Source organism: Sunxiuqinia elliptica, from assembly GCF_900113005.1.
GTDB lineage: Bacteria > Bacteroidota > Bacteroidia > Bacteroidales > Prolixibacteraceae > Sunxiuqinia > Sunxiuqinia elliptica.
Window position 1 is genome coordinate 962,449 of the sequence record NZ_FONW01000001.1, and the last position, 22,148, is coordinate 984,596.

The following is a 22,148-nucleotide window of genomic DNA, read 5'->3' on the forward strand; positions in this document are numbered from 1 at the left end:
GTCGATTTTCATTTCCGCTTCACCGGAAGTAAAAGTTGGCTGTCAGTTTTCGTTTCCACATCCCACGAAATGAAAATTTCCTACCTCTGGTTCGGTTGCGGCAGCTCTTCATGCCGGAACTGTTGCTACTTCTGGGCTCTATTCAATCACCTTTTCATCATGACTGTTGACAAACAGCATCGAATCGATGTTGTTAAAACCTTGGAAGAGTGGTGTGCCTTGGTGTTTCAGGTGGTCGCCACGGAAACCCAGAATGACTAGTCCGGCATCGGCCGACCGTTGGTTGATCATCTCCTGGATACTTACATCATCCTGTTCTTCTAAAAACTCAATGTTTTTGAGCGTGATGGGTAGGCGCCCGCGTATAATCAGGTCCTGAAGATGTGTTTTTGTATTTTCAATTTCACCTGGTTTCGAAATGTCAAAAATCTTGATGGCACTCTTTTTCCAATCCGGGTGCGCATAAATAATGAAACTTAGCAAAATCATCAGGTTGGCGTTGAACTCATCACTTCGTTTCAGCCACAAATGAATATCCTTGTCCGAGTCAATCGGATCCAGTCCGGTCCGCAGAATTAGCACATCAAAATTCCCAGCATTGACCAAGCCGTAATTCTCAATAATTCGCTTTAAGCCATCTTCATCGTTGGTGTTATTGTCAAAAATGAGCATGTTGTTGTCCAGCCCGGTAATGCCTGGAAGCTGCACGGCCTGGGCAATGGCAGAGGTATATGATGGGGAAATCATGGTGTCAACATACACTTGGCTCTCAATTTTCCCAAATTGCAGGATCAGCTTATCCAGTTTTGCCTTGGCTTCTTTGTTTGAGGCTTTTGAAAAGTAGCCGTGAATGAGGTGAATATAGGTACCAAATCCATATTTGTACGAAATCCAGTTTAGCAGGCGGAATGCCTCTTTGCGCTCGTCAGTTTTGTCTGAAATGCAGATACAGCTAGGACGCCATTCTTTATAAGAAGTCCGTTTTCTGGCATTTTGAAGGTAAACCTGCAGGTTGCGATTGAGCTGAAAAATGGCATTGATGAAAATAATTTCCAGTCCTTTTCGGTCTTTGTGGTAGTGGTTAACCATCAGGTAAATGAGTGCCATGGCCAATAACGACAAGAAAGCGTATAGCGCGTCAATTTTAAACATGACAAACAAGGCGGTCACAAAACCAATAAGTGAGAAATACCAACGCGAGCGGAACGAAGGACGGTACGAAGGTGATGAGCCAAAGTGATTGAGGAATGAGATCAGACACAGCGAGCCGTAAGTTACCATGAAAAACATGGAGATAATTCCGGCAACGGCATTGACATTTCCTGCAGCAACAAAAATGAAGGCAATTAAAATGGTTACAATGCTGGCATTGATGGGCTCACCTGTTTTTTTGTCGTTTATTTTCAGGAAGGCATTGACTCTTATGCCTGGAAAAGATCGGTCGGTTGCTAAGGCTTGCAGGGTTCGTGGAGCAACCATGATGGATCCGATGGCCGATGAAAGTGTAGAGGCCGCCAGCCCGATGGGAATAATAATACTGCCACCAAGAGCAATCTTGCCCATGATTAGCTGTTCTTCAAGAAGATCTGTTTGGCTGGCTGATGATGCCAGTTTCCAGGCAATGAATAAGTAAACAATCATTCCGGAAAAGGTAGCCAGGGTGGTTCCCAACGGAATGGCCTTGGATGGGTTCTTCAGTTCGCCGGATAAGCCAACTCCTGCGGTCATACCGGTAAAGGCTGGGAAAATGATAGCAAACACAATAAAAAATTGATTCATATTGCGCATCTCAGCCGAGAAGATGGAAAAGGTGTTGGCCTCGTAATAGTCTGTTGTTCCTGCAAAAAACAGGATTAAGGCTAAAGCCAGGATTCCAACAATGATATAGAGTGTTTTAACTCCCATGGCCGCCCCTTTCTTCAAGATCAAGTAGGATAAGCCTGCCATGGCTGGTAGGCTTATGGCTTGCCGTGGAAGTACAAAATTATAATTCACTTCTATGTATTGAAAAAGAAACTCAAACGATTCGGTGAAAGCAATGATGTAGAATGCCACACTGATTGCCTGTGACAGGTAAAGGGCAATCCCCACGGTTGCTCCAATATTTAAGCCAAACGAGCGGGAAATAATGAAGTACTCTCCTCCACCTTCAACACGTTTATTCGTTGCAATTTCAGAAATGGCTAATGCGGTAGGGATGGTCACCAAGTGCCCCAGTAAAATGATTAACACAACTCCCCAAAAACCGAGTGTTCCAACACCATACCCAAACCTTAGGAATAGAATGGCCCCAAGTATGGTTGACATAGCCGTGAAAAATACAGGAGCAGTTCCAAACTCTTTTTTAGTTGTTCCCATAGCTTATCATTTTGATGTTCTAACAAAGGAATGATACGTAATGATCATAAAAAAGGCACATTCCTCGAAATTCCTTTGTTGATGGTTACAAGATATTAATTTGAACGATTTGTTATACTGCCTTAATGAAAATAAATCGATGGTTAATTGAAAGTATTGTCATCCAAACCGCCATTTTAAGCTGTTGTGCAAGTCTCGGATTTCAACAAAATGCTTGAATTCAGAATTGGCAGAGTTGGGCATTTGAGCGTTTAACCAGGTGAACTTATTTCTTCTTGAAATAGAAAAATGTTTTTTGCTGAGCAAGGTCGTCAAAATTGAAGATTTGCTTGTCGGGATGTAGCCTGAAGAAGGCTAACATCGCCATGTCTCCGGCACAAAACAGGGAATGGATACACATGACTCCCAGAAAGAAGTATGCCCAGGGAGTGGCCCATAAAAGTATCGCCAAAAGAATCGTAATGACTTTAACAACAACAAATGGAGCCCAGGCAACAACCCGAAAAGAAGGGTAATCAACGACTTGTTGGTCAACTGCTGCATAGAAAATGAATTTATGCCAAATGGCCCCAAAGCGGACAGGCCCCGCTCCTTTGATGCGGTAAGCCAGCGCATGAATCAGTTCGTGCAGAATGATCAGCAGGGTGAACGAAAAAAGAAGTGCAGCTCCCATAGCCACTAAGGGCAAGCTCATATCGCGGGTCGAGAGAATAATTGCCTTAACCAGCAGGATGATGAATAGTCCAATCATGGCTAGCTGGTAAGCTGAATAGTTACGAATCAGCTGTTTCTCTTCTGCTAGCTGCTCAAAAATAAACTGTTTAATATGAAGGTGATCCACTTCGGCGAGTAACTCAAAATCCTCTCCTTCAATTAAATCTTGTGGGGTCAATTTTTGCTTCATTCCTGCTCATTTTTCAAGATGGCAACCAGTGCTTTCAACGAAATTAACCGGCTCATAAAAGCATAGATCAGCCCTGCGCTCCATAGGACAACAACGCCTACTTGCCAGCTCTTAAGGAATAAACTCAGTTTGGCAACTAAAATTGCGAACAGTAGAAATCCCGTTAACTTCAATAGGAGCAAATAGTTGATTTTAAACTTGAACAGGTGAGTGGCGATGGCTAGTTGCGCAACCGCGGTAAGCAACTGGGTGACCAAGCTGGCATAAGCCGATCCGGCCGCATAGAACTTTGGAATCAGCAGTAGGTTGAGCCCAATATTGATCAGCATCCCGCAAAAAGCCATTAGGTTGAGCTGCTTTAAACTCCCGTTTGCAGTTAGCAAAGTCCCAAAAATATAAGTTGTTGCAATGCCTGAGAAGCCAGCCATTAAAATTCCAAAAATTGGTGCAGATTGCTCCATGTGTTCATGGTACAACAAGTGCATGATCGAGAGGCCGTAAAAATTGGCGGTGACACCAACCAAAATGGCCGGGACAATAATCAGCAAAAAGGCAAATTGAACGAGCTGCCCCAGTTCCTCTCGTTTTTTGATCATGCGCGAAAAAATGGGGAGCAGCAAACCGGCAAACAAAGCTCCAAACATCGCAGCTGCATCCAGCAAACGAAAAGCCTGCGCATAGATTCCAGCCTGTTGTTTGCCTAATGGATCGGGAAGGATCCGCTCAAGCATGACAGAATCAATCCGGTTGTAAAATGACATCAACAGAATCAGTAAAGCATAGGGATAGCTTTGTTTTAAAATCAAACGAACGTATCGCCAGTCTAGCCTCAATTTGAAATTTCTAGCATGCTTCAGTACAATTCCAAACGTGATGAGTGCCGTTAGCCCGTAAGCCAGCGTTTGCGCATAAACAAACCAATGGATGGAGAACTCAATGTTCAGCCAGTTGGTAAAAAGCAGGATGCTGCAAAAAACGATCATCAAACCACGGTCGAGAACGGACAACAGGCTGTCGGTGCGAAATAAGTGTAACCCACTGATGTTCGATCGCAGGTAAAGCGTGAATGAGATCAGAAACTGGTTGATGATCAGAAAGAACAAGAGGTGTAACTGAACCTGGCTGTAGCCCACAATGAAAGCTGCGGCCAAACAAACCAACGCATAGCCAATAGCCAGCAAAAATTTTAATCCGACAATGTTGTTCAGGTACTTTTGCAGTAAATGGTGATGCTGGGCAATGTTTCGGTTATTGTAATTGGTTATTCCCAAGTCAAGCAGGATATTCAGGATAACCGAAAAGTTGAGTAATGCAAAATACAGACCATAGCTTTCAGCGCCTACTATATTTTGTACCGTTCGGTCAATTCCAAATATCCAGAAAGGTTTGATTAGCAGGTTGAGAAAGAGAAGCAGTATCAGATTAGTGACGAACTTGCGTTTCAACGGCTGTTTGCTTTATCAGATTAATTGGGTTAAAAATAAACATTTTTTGTGCAGACTTTGTACATTTGAGTTTAAATCTGGGCATGACACGAAACACAGAGTAAGCCAGACAATTTAGAACAACATCCTTTGAAGGAAAAAGACAACCAAAAAAACTGACGAATGATCATTGCTGTAAATACCCGATTGTTGCAAAAAGGCAAGCTGGAAGGTATCGGATGGTTTACGCGTGAAACCCTTTCCCGTATTACCCGAAACCATCCTGAACATCAGTTTCTGTTCTTGTTTGATCGACCTTACGATGAGGAATTTGTTTTTTCGGACAATGTTACGCCGCTGGTTATTGCTCCGCCCACACGCCATCCGTTGTTGTGGTATTTGTGGTTCGAAATTATGGTACCACGTGTATTACGCAAATACAAAGCCGATTTGTTTTTGTCGCCAGATGGCTATTTATCCTTGAGTACGAAGGTTAAGCAGCTGGCTGTTATTCATGATATTAATTTTGCCCACCGCCCCAAGGATTTGCCTTGGCTAACGGCTCATTATTACAATCATTTCTTTCCAAAATTTGCCAAGAAAGCCAAGCGTTTGGCTACCGTTTCTTATTATTCGAAGGAAGACCTGATACGAACGTATAAGATTCATCCGGATGATATCGATGTGGTTTACAATGGGGTAAATACACTCTATACGCCAACAACATCTGAGGAGCAAGAAGCTACGCGACAGAAGTATACCGATGGAAAGCAGTACTTCCTGTATATTGGCTCACTGCATCCCCGAAAGAATATTTGTGGATTGTTGCGGGCTTATGATGCGTTTCGGACATCGATGGAAACAGATATTAAATTGGTGATTACCGGGGGAGAAATGTTTAAAACCGAAGAAATCTCGAAAACCTATGAAGGTATGCGGTTTAAGGAAGATGTGGTGTTTACCGGGCGATTACCAATTGAAGAGTTGCATCAGGTATTGGGAGCTGCACTGGCTTTAACCTTTGTGCCGTATTTCGAGGGTTTTGGCATTCCTGTCATTGAGGGAATGAGTGCTGGCATTCCGGTTATTTGTTCCAACACGACTTCTTTACCCGAGGTGGGAGGCAATGCTGTTTTATATGCTGATCCGTTTGTGGTTAGTCAAATAAAAGATGCGATGGTTCAGATTGCAAGCGATGAAACTTTGCGTGAAGAGTTGATTCAAAAAGGGAAGAAGCAACTGCAGCAGTTTAGTTGGGATAAAACGGCTGATCATCTGTGGGGGAGTATCCAAATTTGCTTGAATACCTGAGTTGAAAGTGCCTAAAGCTAACCAAATCAGGACCAAGTAGGGAAGTTAACCCAGAGTTCGAAGCTGTCCAATGTCTATTGTCTAACATCTTGATTCTTGGCTCTAGGTTCTTGATTCTATTAACTGAATATCGAATAAAAATTGAGTTTTGAAAAAGATACAATCAAAATTAGAACTGTTTTTGAAAGAAGGGCGTGTGGAAGCCGGTTGCGATGAAGCTGGTCGTGGTTGTTTGGCCGGACCGGTGTATGCCGCTGCGGTGATTTTGCCTCCTGATTTTCAATGTGATTTGCTGAACGACTCCAAGAAGTTGAGCGAAAAGCAACGTTATCAGCTCCGCCCAATCATTGAAGAGCAGGCACTGGCTTTTGCCGTTGGCGTGGTTAGCAACCAAGAGGTGGATGAAATTAACGTTCTGAAGGCATCGTTTTTAGCGATGCACCGGGCTGTTGAACAGTTGAAGCTGAAGCCAGAGCATCTGTTAATCGATGGAAACCGTTTTCAACCCTTTCCCGGAATTGCTCATGATTGCATTATTAAAGGTGATGGCAAGTTGCTGCCAATTGCGGCAGCCTCAATTTTAGCGAAGACTTATCGGGATGATTACATGAATCAGATTGATCAGGACTTTCCGCATTACCAATGGCGGAAAAACAAGGGCTATCCCACAAAAGCTCATCGTAGTGCTATTCAGGAGCATGGCCCCTCACCGCATCATCGGATGAGCTTCCGTTTATTGGATAAGCAATTAGCACTTGAGCTATAAGTTGCTAAGGGCATGGAGCAAAGAGGTAAGAGCAGAGAGTAAGCCAAGAACTAAAAAGGGTAAAAGACCTTATCCCGGAAACTTAAAAAGCGCTGAATAGCTGTTTTTTCAGCATTCGATTTTCTATTTTTGTTTCCCAATGGAATTCAATATAAATGATGAAGGGCATCTTCCTGATGGATTAACCGAAAAGCTGACTTTTCGCAGGTAGTGCTGTTTTTTATCACGTTTTGTTTCAGGCATATTTAATTACTTTGAATTTAATTTACTTCCGGGTATTGCCCGGATCATAAGCTCAAATACGCATACGCTAACACATTAATATTCGTAAGATGTACGGGAAAATAAAACAAGATTTACAACAAACCTTGGAAGAGCTGAAAGCTCAGGGATTGTATAAAACAGAGCGAATTATTACATCGTCTCAGAGTTCAAAAATTCAGGTTGAATCAGGACAGGAAGTATTAAACTTCTGCGCCAACAACTATTTGGGATTGGCCAACCATCCTGAAGTCGTAAAAGCAGCTCAGGATGTTATGAATGACTGGGGATTTGGACTTTCTTCAGTGCGTTTTATTTGTGGAACACAAGCCATTCACAAGGAGTTGGAGGTGAAAACGTCTGAATTTTTAGGAACAGAAGATACTATTTTATATTGCGCAGCTTTTGATGCGAATGGTGGTGTTTTTGAACCGCTTTTGGGGCCTGAGTCAGCCATCATCTCTGATGAGTTGAACCACGCATCCATTATCGATGGTGTTCGTTTGTGTAAAGCACAACGTTTCCGTTACAAGCACTCCAACATGGAAGAGTTGGAACAATGCTTGATTGACAGCCAATCGGCTAAGTACCGGATTGTTGTTACCGATGGTGTATTCTCAATGGATGGTGATTTAGCGAAATTGCCAGAAATTGTTGAGTTATGCGAAAAGTATGATGCCATGGTCATGGTTGATGATTCGCATGCTTCGGGTTACATTGGAGCAACCGGACGCGGAACTGCCGAACACTTTGGTTTGTTAGGCAAAATCGACATCATTACAACAACTTTCGGAAAAGCATTGGGCGGCGGTAATGGCGGCTGTACTTCGGGTCGTAAAGAAATTATCGAAATGTTGCGCCAACGCTCACGTCCTTATTTGTTCTCAAATACCTTGTCTCCAGCAACAGTTGGAGCAACTTTAAAAGTAATTGAGATGTTGAGCAGTTCGTCTGAATTGCAAAACCGTACCATGGAAAATGCCAATCGTTTCCGCAGCAAAATGGAAGCAGCCGGATTTGACTTGGTAAAAGGCGAAACAGCAATTGTACCGGTGATGCTATACGATGCACCTTTGGCCGTTAAATTTGCCGACAAACTGTTGGAAGAAGGCATCTACGTAATTGGCTTTGTTTATCCGGTTGTGCCTAAAGGAAAGGCACGTATTCGTGTACAGCTTTCGGCAGCACACACCAATGAGCAAATTGACCAGTCGGTTGAAGCATTCATTAAAGTAGGAAAAGAATTAGGCGTGATTTAATTCAGCCTAAATCAATATAGAATTTACTGAAAGCCATCGTGTTTGTTGCACGGTGGCTTTTTTGTTTTTAATTACAATCCTATTTCTCTCTTCTAATTCCTTCGATTTGTTGAATTTCGATACTCGTTCGAGTTTTCGTGCTTTTATCCTGTGCCGCGTTTTGTTTTCCCACTCTAATTGAAGACTCGACCAATGGTTGGGAGTCTGAAAATCGAGCAATCTATTATGGATTATATTGAACAAATTGGTCGCCTTTGTGAAATAATTTGACCTATTTGGTGTTTTTATTTCTTCTTTTCTCTTCTTTTTTGAATTTTTTTAAAGCCTCTGTTTATCGATATATTTTCGTTCGTTGTCTCAAATGGCCACTTTAACCAAAAAAATGGTTCGTTCCTCAAAAAGCATTAAAATTTCTTTATTTCAATAATAGTCTTTCTTATCTTAAATACATAATCCATATTCTTTGAAACTGCTGTTTCCGATTCTATAAGTGATCTTCGTATTTATCTGTGTCTCCTAATTGATTTATTCTCTTTCTGTTGTTATTAGAAGCTGACTGCTTTCAATTAGATGATTTAATAGAGCGATTATTGACTTCTTTAGAATAAAAATGCAATGTAAAATTCTAATTATTTATCGTCAATATATAATTAGCCAGAGTAAAGCTCAGATTAAACGCAGTTAGTATTGAAAATCTCAAGTTGATTATTCGAAATTGCTTTTATCATATTCAAATAACGATTGTCACATCCTGGTTATTTCGTGTCTTGTTTCAATAAGGGGTAGCTGTAAGGCAATAGGCATTTGCCTTTTTCAAGAGTTTCAATCTTTAGAAAAGCTTATCAGCTTTTTTACAAATAAGCCTTCGTGATTAAAATAAAGCTAAAAAAAACAACCCAATATCAACCCTTTAAAATTTACAGCAATGAATAAAAGACTATTAAACAAACTTATGATGTTAAAAGCGGTGTTAAGCTTTTTAAAGGCTAACGCCCGTGTGTGGAAACAAGTGCCTGATTTAGCCGATGATATTAAAGAATTAGGTAAGCTAACCAATGAGATTGACAGTAAGCGACAGCTTATAGCTAACGATACTAAAGGACATACCGAAGAAAAACGCGACGAACAGCAAAAACTCGAAAAGCAGGTGATTGCGTTGTCGTCGGTATTGGCAGCAATGGCCGAGCGATCGGGAAATGAAGTCCTGTTGGGCAAAGTTGATTTTTCGCGGTCCGAATTTACACAAAAGCGGGATCAGGAGCAGGTAATTATTGCATCAGAAATTGTCGCATTGGCCCGCGAAAACCTGGAAGCTTTAGCATCGAGTGCCATTAGCGAAGAACAGGTTGCTGAGTTGGAAAGCCAGGCTAAACGCGTTGAACAGCTAATGCCCAAAAAGCGGCTTTCGGTATCGGAGCGGAAAGCTGCCAACGGGCAAATGAAGGAGTTGTTTAAAACAACCGACCGCTTATTGAAAAAACGGATAGACCGGATGATAGTCCCTTACGAAAGTTCAGACCCTGCTTTTTATGCGGCCTATCAAAATGCCCGGATGATTATTGACTACGGAACACGATACAATAAGGAAGAAACAGGAGAAACAGCTTAAAGCCAACTGCTGTTTTAGCCTATCGGCTTAGCTGTTTTTAGCTTTTTTTTTGAAAGAAATAATCGTTCGTTAATTTTTTCATGAATGATTGATTTGTAATGCTCTAGGTTGTTGTGATTATGGTGTTGCAAATATCTGAAAAACTGAAAATCGAACGATCTACTAAAGAAAAATACTAACCATTAAAGTAACATTTATGAAAAAACGAAACCTCTTTTTAATTCTCGCCATTGTTTTGTGCCGTTATTCGGTAACGGCACAAAGCGATGCTGCAACCTATTTTGCCAAATACATTACGGCAATGAAGTTCTATGAAGGGAAAGAGCTCCCTGTTAATCACGAAAAAGCTTTTCAACTGATGAAAGAATGTGCCGATGAAGGACAAATGGATGAAGCCATGTTGAAACTTGGAGTGATGTACAAATTAGGTCTTGGAACTCAAAAGTCCGACAAAGAGGCCTTTAGGTGGGTTTGTAAAAGTAGTAGGAACGGAAATCCAGACTCTCATTATTTACTCGGAGTGCTCTATAAAAATGGTCTTGGCACTCAGCAGAACTTTATAGAAGCCAAGAAAGCCTTCAAAAAGAGCGCTGATTTAGGAAATGCGAAAGGCAAATACATGCTTGGCTATATGTATTATCGAGGTCTCGGGGGAGAGCAAAGCTATAAAAAAGCAGTAGAACTGTTCAATGAGGCTGAGATGATAGGTAGTCCAATAGCGTCCTACATGTTGGGAGTTAGCTACAAAAATGGTTATGGAGTTAAGAAAAATCAATCAAAATCTGCTCTTTTTCTTGATAAAGCGATAGAGAGAGGATACCGACATGCAATTAAAGAAAAGCGGAATGGCAGAAGTGAGGTTAATCTTAAACGTGACCAGGAATATAAAAAGAATATTACATCAAATCTCTTTTTAGAAAAGCCAATCAAGCAGGAAAATCTAGGAAATAGGATTTCAGGAGAGTGGCAAGGGAAACAGTATACCTTTGATTGGTCAAGAGAACATATTCTAGAAGAGGTTGATTTAAAGATGGTTATTAAAGAAGAGAATGGATTTTTTTCAGGAGAGTGGTATGAAAATTCGGTATTGCTTCTTAGCTTTTCCGGGAAAATAATTGATAAAGTTATGGTATTCGATCAAGCTCGTTTTAAGGCTCTTACACGGAGAGGAGAACAAGTTGAGATGCTTTTTACTAAAGCCAAACTGGAAATGTTATCGGCAAACAATAAGTACTTGGCTGGCGAGATAGAAAGCTATGTTCCTGGTTTAAAAGAACCCGGATACCCGATGTATATTATTGCTGAACGCGTAGAGAAACTGAAACAACAGGAGCCTGATACTTTGGTGAATAAAACAGCCAAAGTTGAACCTGAAGAGGTTGTGCTGCCAGCAGAAGAGCTTGCTGAGGCTTTAGAGATTGAACAGAATCCCTCTAAAAACGGGCAGAACGGGCAAGAGCAGGATGCAATGATTGGTTTTATTAAGGAAAAAGATGCCATGTTTAAGGTTTATCCAAACCCGGCGGGCCAATCTGTTACCATTGATTACGAACTGGATGAAAAAGTGCCGGCAGTACTCTCTGTTTATAACACCAACGGGGTCGTTGTTATGACTAAAAACTGGACTGAAAGCCACAAGGGACACAACACACACCAAATTGATTTTGGCTTTACGCCCGGAACCTACATTGTGGTATTAAATGTTAATGGACAGTCATTCTCGAAAATCGTCATTAAAAAATAGTTGAAAATGAAGCAGTATATACATCCATTTTACGTTAAATGTATTATTTTAACGTTGTTAATATACTTTTTGCAACTTCAAGAATTTTCGATGAAATGTAAATTCAGTTTTAGAAGTGCTCATGCCATATCTGCGCCTGCTGAGGAGATTCCTGATCCCGATCCAGATGATCCATTTTATTTATTGAGACTTGGCTTAGGAGGAGGTATACTAGAGGGGACTTATTTTTACAACATGGGGCAATGGTCTTATTGTCCGAGTTGTGCTTTTCACGTTTCTATTAGCGAAGTAACTGTTTATGGATCATTTACTTCAAATGTAAGCAGCTATGCTCCGTCTAATACATCATATTCAGACTTATGGCGCTACGAACCAAGCCCAGGTGCTTGGCAATACTGGGAGTATCCGGCAATTACCGGCTCTGGAGGTGGAACCTGGAATCCTGATCCAAATTTTGTACCTTCTCAAATTGAGCCCTTACCTCTTAAACCGACCACTCAAGATTCGGCGAACTGGTGCATGTTTGCTTGTGCCGAAGCTTTAGCAGATTATTTTGATTGCCCCTCCGATCAATATGATTTTGCAGCTGACTATTGGCCTGAATATGACTCTCCTCCAGACCTACCTGCGGGATGGGGGCATTTCAATGCCAATTATTTAAACAATGTGGGATTTAGCAGTTATCCTCCAAGTGAGGAAGAATTAATAGAAGCATTAGAAAATGGATGGCCAGTATTGGCTAGGGTAGATAATACAGAAGGACAAGCTCATGCTGTAATAATTTACGGATATAATAACTCAGGAAGCATATTAAGATTTAACGTACTAAACCCAGATCCGAGTGTAGGGTTAGAGAGATGGAGTTACAATAACGTAACAAGTCGCTTAATGGAAAATACACAGATTACAATTGTCAAAGGAATAACTAACTGTCCTAATTAATAAATTATGAATATACTAGTAGTTAAAATAAAAAGTTTAGTTTTCTTATTTTTTGTTGCTGGTTTTATTGGTTGTATAAATTCCGATCCTGAATTTAATGCTCAAAAATTAATCGAAAATTATGATCGAGCTAAGGTCAAAGAGTTTCTTGTAGATTCACTATTATTGCTTAATAATGAAGAATGGAAGATTTATAATTCGTATTTAGAAAACTTTGGGTTAGAACCTCTTGAAAGTAAGGAGGATATCGATAAATTAGATGTTCTTGTTGTTCCTGTGCTTGATTTGTCCAAGGAAGTACTTGATTATGATTATTCTCAAAACATTATTCAGTATTTACATCCCTTATTTTCAGACTGGTATGAGAATTATAAAAGTTTTGTATTCTATGATGATCATATGATTGGAGCTTTATTTGCAAATAAGAAGCCTGGTAAGCATTGGACACTTTGGGATACAACACCCTATAATGTAGGAGAAAGTTATTTTAATAAAGTTATTGAAAATCATAGAGATAGATTCTTTTATTGTCAAACAATTATGGCATTTTGTTATATTGATAGTGAGCAATTGTATGTTTGTCTTCCAAAGCTCAATAAAGATATCCCGTTTGAAGAGTTTTCAAAGGAGTATTTTTCATTGAAAGTGCTGCGAGAAAGAATCGAGAGAAGAGAAAAGTATTTAGATGAATTTGCAGATAACTCATGAAAAAATACGTAATCATAACAATTGCAATCCTTTTGGTAGGTTGTACTTCTTCATCTCACAAGGATATTAACCTTAAGGGACGCTGGTATTACTTTGATAAGAATTATAAAGAAATCCATGCCAATGATTCATTAGCTTTATTTTTTGATTTTAAAGATCCTCTTAGTGAATTTTATTATCAATTAAGTTACCAAGTAAAGAATGATAGTTTTTACACGATTCCTGTTAATCCTGAAAAGTATTTGAGAGAATATAAACCTTTTTTTCGCGGTGTTATTACCGATTTTAGCCCCAATCAGTTTGTTCTAAAAACAGACAGCTCGGAAGTTACTTATTACAAACTTGATGACAGCCAGGAAGTGTTTTATGAAGGTTTACTGCAATATGCCTATGGCCGTAGGGACAGCCTTAATTTTATGCGGTGGGCCAAATATCATGAAGGTTATCAGAACAGGGCTAGAGCTTATTACCAGGCTCATCCGGAGTTGATGGACAAAGGAGGAAAAAAGTAGTTGTAGCATATTACTGAAAGCCATCGTGTTTGTTGCACGGTGGCTTTTTTTGTGCGCTAAAAAGGAGTCGATGAGCGTTTGACGAACTAAAAAAGGGCACCTTTTGTGGTGCCCTTTGAATCTAACTAAACCTTATCTGTGAAAATACAACTGAACGTTTTTTAGGCGGTTTCCTCTGTCGTTTCGAGGAATAATTTCAGGTCTTCATCTACTGATGAAATTCCTGCGATTCCAAAGTTTTCAACCAGTACGTTTGCTACGTTTGGCGATAAGAATGCAGGGAGAGTTGGTCCCAAGTGAATGTTTTTCACTCCCAGGTAAAGCAGGGCTAGCAATACGATGACTGCTTTTTGCTCGTACCAGGCAATGTTATAGGCAATTGGTAGTTCATTTACATCATCCAACTCGAAGATTTCTTTCAACTTTAAAGCAACTACGGCCAATGAATAAGAGTCGTTACACTGCCCGGCATCAATAACTCGTGGAATTCCATTGATGTCACCTAAAGGCAATTTGTTGTAGCGGTATTTGGCACAGCCAGCAGTCAGGATTACAGTATCTTGAGGTAGTTTTTCGGCAAACTCGGTGTAGTAATCACGGCTCATCATACGTCCGTCGCAACCAGCCATGACAAAGAATTTGCGAATAGCGCCAGTTTTTACTGCTTCAACAATGGGCTCTGCCAATTCAAAAACCTGGTTGTGTGCAAATCCCCCAACAATTTCACCACTTTCAATTTCGGTTGGAGCAGCACATTTCTTGGCGTGCTCAATAATCATGGAGAAGTCTTTCATCTCTCCTTCTTTGCGATCAGGGATGTGGATTGCTCCTGTTAAGCCACTGGCTCCGGTGGTGTAAATCCGGTCTTTATAGTTTGCTTTCTCAAGCGGTGGAACAATACAGTTGGTGGTGAACAAAATTGGGCCATTGAATGACTCAAATTCTTCTTTTTGTTTCCACCAGGCATTCCCATAGTTACCAACCAAGTGTGGGTATTTTTTGAATTCCGGATAGTAGTTGGCAGGCAACATTTCACTGTGTGTGTACACATCAACGCCAGTTCCTTCGGTCTGCTTCAACAGGTCTTCCATGTCGCGCAAGTCGTGTCCCGAAATCAAGATGGCCGGATTGTTGCGAACCCCAATGTTTACTTTGGTAACTTCAGGATTTCCATAGCTTGTGGTGTTGGCAGCATCGAGCAGCGCCATCACGTCAACCCCGAATTTTCCGGTTTCGAGTGTTAGGTTAACCAATTCGTCAACAGAAAGATCACGCGTGGTTGCAGCCAGGGCTTCTTGCATGAAATCGAAAATTTCCTGCTTTTCGTGTTTTAGGTTATAGGCATGCTCTGCATAGGCTGCCAATCCTTTCAACCCATAAATAATGAGCTCTTTCAACGAACGAATATCTTCATTTGCTTCGCTTAAAATACCAACTTCTTTGGCTTTTGCTTCAAATTCTTCGCCGGTTTTAGCTGTCCAATGGACGGACTCATGAGGATTGATAAGCAAACCAGCATCGGCTACTTTTCCTTTTAGTTCATCACGGAATTTCAGTGCTTTTTTAATGCGGATAACAAAAGCCGTGTGGTCAAAATTGGCATTGGTTATTGTGCTGAACAGCCCATCGAAGATAACTTTGTTAGCTTTATTGTCAGCTTTCCCAACGGTTTTGAGGTCGGTATTTAATAGGGCAATTCCTTTAAGTACAAAAAGTAAGGTGTCTTGAAGATTGGCAACATCGCTTGGTTTACCGCAAACTCCTTTAATAGTACATCCAATTCCTTTTGAAGCCTCCTGGCACTGAAAACAAAACATATTTTCCATAACTAAACTTGGTATTTTCTGATTAAATAATTTTCTGTTTGATGGTGCCCCGCATAAGAGCATGAAAGTCGTTCCGAACTTTTTTCGGAATTTGTATCATCCTAGAAAAATGCGTTTTGGGGCAGATCCTGAAATAAGTTCAGGATGATTCGGTTTGCTATTTGACGCAGTTTCGTATCTAAATTGCGATTGTTGGGGCTTTAAACTTTGGGGTGACTAAGAAAAAGCCGGGATTTTTCCTGCACCCGGCTTTTCTTCCTAAATCCACTCTTCAGCCAAAACGTTCCCCCTGATTCCAACAACAATCTCTTTAACCGGAACTTTCCGGCTAGCCCTTTCTATTGCAATTTCAACCAATTGCGAAAGGCCTCCACAACAGGGGACTTCCATAACCACTACGGTAATGGTATTCACTTTTGACTCCTCAATCAACCGAACTAACTTCTCGACATATATTTCTTTTCCCTGATCCAACTTTGGACAGGCAATAACTAGTTTCTTTCCTTTTATGAATGTTTGATGAAAACTTCCATGAGCAAAGGCAGCGCAATCTGCTGCAACCAGCAGGTCTGCTCCTTGAAAGTAGCCTGCAGCCGGATTAATCAGGTGCATTTGTACGGGCCATTGTTGCAATTCCGATTGGCCAGACACGGTTGTGTTTGCCTCGGGGGCCATCATAAAGGATGGACGCTCGAAGCTTACAGGTGCTGATCCCGGACATCCGCCAGATGCACAACCTGATTCCGCTTGAGCATGCGCTTGACTGTTATGGACTTCGCGAATGATGTGATTAACATCCACCTCCAGCTCATCTTCATGGGCTTTTAAGTAACGAACAGCCTCTTGTAAAAAGCCTGTTTCACCATGATCTTTCAGGTGTTTTAGGTGAGCAATCACGAGGTTTTCCCCTTTCGGAATCATTTGCTTGATGACCGTTACCTCATCATATTCCTCTGCTTCTCGCTTTTCAATTTCTATTGCTCCCTGAGGACAATGTCCTAGGCAGGCTCCTAATCCGTCACACATTAATTCACTAATCAGGCGGGCTTTGCCGTCGATGATTTGTAAAGCTCCTTCGTGGCAATTGGGGATACACAATCCGCAACCATCACACAAGTCTTCATCTATTTTTACAATTTCTCTAATCATCTTTTGCTAAGTTTGATGCAACAAATATAGCTTGGGCTTGTTGGGAGAAGTGTATCATTTGTTACAAACACGTTTTTTTTATGATTGACTTTGATTTATTATCTCGCTCTCCGGTTTTTAAAGGAATTACGCCAGATCATTTGAAGGCGATTATGCAGGAGATCCATTATCAGGTGAAAAATTTTGGCAAGAATGAAATGGTGGTTCATTCGGGGGATGAATGCAGTCGCTTGTTTATTGTGCTGGAAGGAAGTGTGAAAGGTGAAATGGCAGATTATACGGGGAAGACGATTAAGATAGAAGACATTGCAGCTCCACGCCCGTTAGCAGCTGCGTTTTTGTTTGGGGCGAATAACCGCTTTCCGGTAACGGTAATTACTAATGAGCCGGTTCGTTTGCTTTGTATTGAACGATCTGAATTTTTGAAGATTTTGCAACAGGATTCTCAAATACTGACGAATTATTTGAATTCGATTTCGTCAAGGGCTCAGTTCTTAAGCCAGCGAATTCGCTTTTTGTCCTTTAAAACCATTCGACAAAAGATTGCGCACTACCTGCTCGATTTGGCTGGCGATCGCTTGGCGGTAGTTGAGTTGCCATTGTCTCAGGCGCAATTGGCCGAGTTCTTTGGGGTCACACGTCCTGCCTTAGCCCGAGCACTTGGGGAGTTGGATCAAGAGGGGTTGATTCAGGTGCAGCGGCGCGTCATTCGAATTCAGGATAAAGGAAAAATGAACGAACTGCTGAAGGGCTAAATTGGTGGATTTACTTTTTAAGGAATGTGGTGATTTTTAATGAATTGTTAACCTTTAAAAATAAAAAATACCTTTCTGTCTTTTATTCTGTAGTTTTACGGGAAATATAATGGAAGATGGAACGAATAGAACTTGGGCACAAATCTTTTTTAACATTCGATAAACTTCGCGAAGTAGGTGTTCTGCATTTTACATCAACCAAGCAAGGTTGGGGAAATGACGGGCTTGCGCGGTTTACCGGAGATGCTCCTGAGGTGTACGGTTCTTTTCGGCTTGAGCTGGCTCATGCTTTCAAATTAAGTCCAGAGCAGTTGATCTTTCCACGACAAACGCATAGTAACCAGGTGCAGGTGGTTTGTCAGCCGACTGAAACTGCTAATCTGGAGGAAACAGATGCGCTGATTACGAATCAACCCAATATTTGCCTTTGCGTGCAAACAGCCGATTGTGTTCCAATTTTGTTGTTTGATCCTGTTCAGCAGGTTATTGCTGCGGTGCATGCTGGTTGGCGAGGGACTGTGAGTAAGTTGGTTAGTAAAACCATTCACGAGATGCAGCGTTCTTTTGATACGTTCCCGGAGGATATTATTGCGGGTATTGGCCCGTCTATTCACTTGCATGTTTATGAAGTGGGCAAGGACGTGATTCGGGCTGTTCGAGAGAATTTTACCGAACACCGGAACTTGCTAAAACCAGCAATGGCAGATGGGAAAGCCTATTTTGATTTATGGGCAGCCAACAAAGCACTGATGGGTGAAGCCGGAATTCCCGAAGATCAGGTGGAAATAATGGGACTCTGTACCTATTCTCATGAATCTTTATTTTATTCTGCAAGGCGTGATGGGGTAGCTACAGGCCGCATGGTTTCCGGGATTATGTTGGGTGAATAAAAGTATTTAGCTATATTGATATATGTCAATCAAAATAGATAAATAGTTAGTTGTTTTGTTTTTTACTTTTGCTCAGAAGAAAAAAACAAACTTATGAGAACTAACTTGATCAAAAAATTAGGCTTTTCAGCCATGCTTATGCTTGCTTTTCTGGCAGCTAAGGCAACTGACGGTTATTTTAGTGTGGGCTATGGTACCATCAATAAAGGATTGGCAGGAGCAGGGGTTGCCTATTACCAAGGATCACTTATCAATGGAAATCCGGCGGGAGCAGTTTTCTTGGGGAAGAAGTTTCAGTTTGGAGTTGATTTGTTTAATCCGAACCGAAAGTTTACCATCTCCGGTAATCCTTCGGGAATGGATGGAACCTTTGGGTTAATGCCCGGAACAGTGGAAAGTGAAAGTAAGCTTTTTGTTATTCCGTCATTCGGTGCCAATTGGATGCTTGGCGAAAAGTCAAGCTTGTCCGTTTCAGCATTTGGTAATGGAGGCATGAATACAGATTACCCCGTGGCTGGCTTTTACGATCAGTCTTCTATCTCTTTGGGCGTTAACTTGGCTCAACTTTTTGGGAACCTAACTTATGCGGTGAAACTGGGTGAAAATCATAGCTTAGGAGTTACGGGCGTTTTGGCTTATCAGTATTTTGAAGCGAAGGGGCTGGCTGCTTTTGGAATGTTTTCTTCGGCTCCCGAAAAGGTTTCAGGCAATGGCAATGACAATAGTTTTGGTGTTGGCTTTAAGCTAGGCTATTTGGGTAAAATTGCCGATAACTTTACGATTGGAGGAATGTACCAAAGTAAGGTTTATATGAGCGAGCTGGAAGAGTATGCTGGTTTGTTTGCGGAACAAGGTGATTTTGATATTCCAGCAAGCTGGAGTGCCGGATTTTCCTGGGATGTGACGGATGTATTTACGGTAATGGCCGATGTGAAACAAATATTTTATGGTGATGTCAAGTCAATTGCCAATCCGATGTTGCCGAATATGATGGAGGCTCAATTAGGAATGGACGGAGGAGCTGGCTTTGGTTGGGACGATGTTACGGTTTTTAAGTTTGGTGTGTCTTGCTCAGCTGTTGAACGTTGGATTTTCAGGGCCGGCTATTCAATCGGTGATAATCCAATTCCGGAATCGGAGGTGATGTTCAATATTTTAGCGCCAGGAGTGATTACCAACCAGCTGGCTTTTGGTTTTTCCAAAGAAGTTGGAAATAAGGGGAATCAATTTCATTTGGCTTTAAACTATGCAATGAATAACCAGGTTGAAGGGCCCAATCCATTGGATCCTCCAGCCGGACAAAGAATCGAGATCGAAATGAATCAATTGGAATTAGAACTGGGATTCTCGTTCTAGTTGAGTTGGTTTTGTTGCTTTATACTTTTAATGGGAAGAAAGAAAGCCTCGCGAAAAGCGGGGCTTTTTGCATGAAGTTGAGATAGATAGGAAACGAAGGTATTTTATTATCTTTGCCGCCCGAAATAGCGAAAGTGCTGAGTGAGATTAGTGAAGTTCGCGCAAAGAGAAAAGAAATGCACAATGAATTGTTATGGTTAGTGATGTTGCTGGCCAATTTCCTGTTAATTATTGCAGCCTTCAAATTGTTTGGAAAGTGGGGATTGATTATGTGGATTCCAATCTCGGTGATTGTTGCCAATATTCAGGTGGTGCAAACCATCGAATTGTTTGGCTTGGTCGCTACCTTGGGAAATATTGTTTATGCTTCCTCCTTTTTGGTTACCGATATTTTATCTGAAAACTATGGAAAGGAAGATGCCAAAAAAGCCGTTTGGATTGGGTTCTTTAGTTTGATAGCGATGACTTTGCTGATGAATATGGCCTTGTACTTTAGCCCATTAGCAGGAGATGAATTTGCCATAAACACCCACGAATCTTTAACCTCTATCTTTAAGTTAATGCCGCGAATTGCTGTTGCCAGCTTGGCGGCCTATTTGGTTTCGCAGCAACATGATATTTGGGCTTTTCATTTCTGGAAAAAGCGTTTCCCTACTTCCGGGCAGTTGTGGTTGCGCAATAATTTGAGTACCATGATCTCTCAGCTACTGGATAGTGTTGTGTTTACTTTTGTTGCCTTTTGGGGTGTTTTCGAATGGCCTGTCCTTTGGGAAATTCTGGTGACTACCTATGTTTTAAAATGGGCCGTCGCTGCTGCTGATACCCCATTTGTCTATTGGTCACGCATCATTCATAAAAAGGGAAACTTCATTCTGAAATAAACTAAGTTCTCCAAAACCAAGGTGTAAATAAGGTCAGCACCGGGAAAATTTCCAGTCGTCCGAGTAGCATGGTAAATGATAGCAAGAGCTTGGAGACATCCGAAAGCATGCTAAAGTTGGACGCAGGACCAACGAGCCCGAACCCCGGGCCAATTCCACCCATGGTAGTTACTACCGACCCGAAGGAAGTTGCCCAATCATTTCCCAAGCCAACCATGGACATTGTTCCTATTACGACAAGTCCGTAGTACAATAAAATGAATGTAGAAACAGCTGACACCTGTTTGTAAGTGAGCAGTCGGTTGTTGTATTTCACATTGCACACGGCATTGGGCGAAATTGTTTGACGCACACTTCGTTTTATAACTTGCCAGTTGATGTAATGGCGAATGACTTTTACACCACCTCCTGTTGATCCTGCACAGGCGCCAATAAGCATGATCAGTACAATGAGCATAATGCCTTGGTTGGGCCACAGTAAGTAATCATCGGTAGCAAATCCGGTCGCAGTAATTACCGATATTACCTGGAAAAATGAATCGCGAAAGGCCTTTTCAAAGGAAATATCTTTTGAGAAAAAGAGAATTAGACTGAGCAAAGCGCCAATAAAGCCAACGATCTTGAGGTAAAAACGAAGCTCATTATTTTTGATGACTCGTTTAAATTTGCCTTGTAAAGTCAATACATGCAGCACGAAATTAATTCCGGAAAGGAGCATGAATAGCATAATGACGTACTGAATGTAAGGAGAATAGTCTGTGATTGATGTGTTTTTAGTTGAAAAGCCACCGGTTGCCACTGTTGCAAAAGAGTGGCAAATACTGTCAAACAGGTTCATTCCTCCCAATCGAAGTAAGAAGGTTTCAATCACCGTTAAGCCTACATAAATTAGCCAGATGTTGCGAGCAACGTAGCGAATTTTTGTGGAGAATTTTTCTTCAACAACAACAGATGCTTCGAGGTTAAAAAGTTGACTCCCGTACATTTTTAGGAGGGGCATGATGGCTACTACCAAAACAATGATTCCCATTCCTCCGATCCAGTGTGTTTCGCTTCGCCAGAACAGAATACTTCGGGGAAGCGCTTCAATATCAGTTAGAATGGAAGAACCTGTTGTGGTGAAGCCTGACATGGATTCGAAGTAAGCATCGACAAAGCTAGGGATGGCTTGTGTAAAGACATAAGGAAGGCATCCAAAGAAAGCGAGGAACAGCCAACCAATAGTTACAATAACAAGGCTCTCGCGAGTTCCAGGCTCTTGATGGCGTCTTTTCCAGCTGATCAAATACATAATAGCTGAAGTGCCTAAGGTAGTTGCAATGGCCATCGCAAATTGAATGGTGTCAGGCTCCCGGTCATAGAAGGCAATAGCAAGTGCCAGCAACATGAATAATCCCTCAAATAGAAGAATGATGGAAATAATATGAATAATTAGAAGTACATTGATTGGACTTCCTTTTCGTAAATTCATGGTTATTTAAAATCAAATGAAT

The 22,148-nt window shown here is 41.3% G+C and carries 18 protein-coding genes; 12 read left to right on the forward strand and 6 right to left on the reverse strand.

Features of this window, described 5'->3' with window-relative positions; translation table 11 throughout:
• Positions 1-138: 138 nt before the first annotated feature.
• From BM156_RS03840 to BM156_RS03850, 3 genes are all read right to left on the reverse strand, one after another.
• The gene (locus BM156_RS03840; protein ID WP_093918484.1) at positions 139-2,358 is read right to left on the reverse strand and encodes an amino acid permease; all 2,220 of its coding nucleotides are present in this window, start codon (positions 2,356-2,358) and stop codon (positions 139-141) included.
• Between the two features lie 265 nt (positions 2,359-2,623).
• Positions 2,624-3,262, reverse strand: coding sequence for a DUF3267 domain-containing protein (locus tag BM156_RS03845; RefSeq protein WP_093918485.1), 639 nt, complete (start codon positions 3,260-3,262; stop codon positions 2,624-2,626).
• Positions 3,259-4,707 (reverse strand): oligosaccharide flippase family protein, encoded by a 1,449-nt coding sequence (locus BM156_RS03850; RefSeq protein WP_093918486.1) that lies wholly within the window; start codon positions 4,705-4,707, stop codon positions 3,259-3,261. The genes BM156_RS03845 and BM156_RS03850 overlap by 4 nt, the downstream gene beginning before the upstream one ends.
• Before the next feature lie 162 nt (positions 4,708-4,869).
• On the opposite strand from BM156_RS03850, the gene BM156_RS03855 reads away from it, so the two are divergent.
• The 8 genes from BM156_RS03855 (at position 4,870) to BM156_RS03890 (ending at position 13,798) form a co-directional block, all read left to right on the forward strand.
• Entirely contained in the window at positions 4,870-5,997 is a 1,128-nt protein-coding gene (locus BM156_RS03855) for a glycosyltransferase family 4 protein (RefSeq protein WP_093918487.1), read from the forward strand.
• Positions 5,998-6,145: 148 nt separating this feature from the next.
• Entirely contained in the window at positions 6,146-6,763 is a 618-nt protein-coding gene (locus BM156_RS03860) for a ribonuclease HII (protein ID WP_212733402.1), read from the forward strand.
• A 332-nt stretch (positions 6,764-7,095) separates the two neighbouring features.
• Entirely contained in the window at positions 7,096-8,283 is a 1,188-nt protein-coding gene (gene kbl / locus BM156_RS03865) for a glycine C-acetyltransferase (RefSeq protein ID WP_093918488.1), read from the forward strand.
• Between the two features lie 925 nt (positions 8,284-9,208).
• On the forward strand, positions 9,209-9,892 hold the full coding sequence (locus tag BM156_RS03870; protein ID WP_093918489.1) for a hypothetical protein: 684 nt from the start codon (positions 9,209-9,211) through the stop codon (positions 9,890-9,892).
• A gap of 196 nt (positions 9,893-10,088) precedes the next feature.
• Entirely contained in the window at positions 10,089-11,636 is a 1,548-nt protein-coding gene (locus tag BM156_RS03875) for a T9SS type A sorting domain-containing protein (protein WP_093918490.1), read from the forward strand.
• Positions 11,637-11,642: 6 nt separating this feature from the next.
• Entirely contained in the window at positions 11,643-12,578 is a 936-nt protein-coding gene (locus BM156_RS03880; protein WP_093918491.1) for a C39 family peptidase, read from the forward strand.
• 6 nt (positions 12,579-12,584) lie between these two features.
• A complete protein-coding gene (locus BM156_RS03885) occupies positions 12,585-13,286 on the forward strand; it encodes a hypothetical protein (RefSeq protein WP_093918492.1) in 702 nt (233 codons plus the stop codon).
• Positions 13,283-13,798: a hypothetical protein gene (locus BM156_RS03890; RefSeq protein ID WP_093918493.1), complete on the forward strand. Its 516-nt coding sequence runs from the start codon at positions 13,283-13,285 to the stop codon at positions 13,796-13,798. Before BM156_RS03885 ends, BM156_RS03890 begins: the two co-directional genes overlap by 4 nt.
• Before the next feature lie 161 nt (positions 13,799-13,959).
• Here the strand turns inward: BM156_RS03890 and hcp are convergent, their stop codons facing one another.
• Complete coding sequence (hcp, locus tag BM156_RS03895; protein WP_093918494.1) at positions 13,960-15,624, reverse strand: hydroxylamine reductase; 1,665 nt, start codon at positions 15,622-15,624, stop codon at positions 13,960-13,962.
• 258 nt (positions 15,625-15,882) lie between these two features.
• Positions 15,883-16,773 carry an ATP-binding protein gene (locus BM156_RS03900; protein ID WP_093918495.1) on the reverse strand — a complete coding sequence of 297 codons (891 nt, stop codon included), beginning with the start codon at positions 16,771-16,773 and terminating at the stop codon, positions 15,883-15,885.
• An 80-nt stretch (positions 16,774-16,853) separates the two neighbouring features.
• Here BM156_RS03900 and BM156_RS03905 point away from each other — a divergent pair, with 80 nt between their 5' ends.
• The 4 genes from BM156_RS03905 to BM156_RS03920 all read left to right on the forward strand — a co-directional run bounded on the left by BM156_RS03905 (position 16,854) and on the right by BM156_RS03920 (position 20,655).
• Positions 16,854-17,528 (forward strand): Crp/Fnr family transcriptional regulator, encoded by a 675-nt coding sequence (locus BM156_RS03905; protein ID WP_093918496.1) that lies wholly within the window; start codon positions 16,854-16,856, stop codon positions 17,526-17,528.
• Positions 17,529-17,644: 116 nt separating this feature from the next.
• Positions 17,645-18,418 carry a peptidoglycan editing factor PgeF gene (pgeF, locus tag BM156_RS03910; protein ID WP_093918497.1) on the forward strand — a complete coding sequence of 258 codons (774 nt, stop codon included), beginning with the start codon at positions 17,645-17,647 and terminating at the stop codon, positions 18,416-18,418.
• Between the two features lie 93 nt (positions 18,419-18,511).
• A complete protein-coding gene (locus BM156_RS03915) occupies positions 18,512-19,774 on the forward strand; it encodes an OmpP1/FadL family transporter (RefSeq protein ID WP_093918498.1) in 1,263 nt (420 codons plus the stop codon).
• A 176-nt stretch (positions 19,775-19,950) separates the two neighbouring features.
• Positions 19,951-20,655, forward strand: a complete 705-nt coding sequence (locus BM156_RS03920; protein WP_093918499.1) for a queuosine precursor transporter — start codon at positions 19,951-19,953, stop codon at positions 20,653-20,655.
• Position 20,656: 1 nt separating this feature from the next.
• Here BM156_RS03920 and BM156_RS03925 read toward each other — a convergent pair whose 3' ends face one another.
• On the reverse strand, positions 20,657-22,126 hold the full coding sequence (locus BM156_RS03925) for a TrkH family potassium uptake protein (RefSeq protein ID WP_093918500.1): 1,470 nt from the start codon (positions 22,124-22,126) through the stop codon (positions 20,657-20,659).
• Between the last annotated feature and the right edge of the window lie 22 nt (positions 22,127-22,148).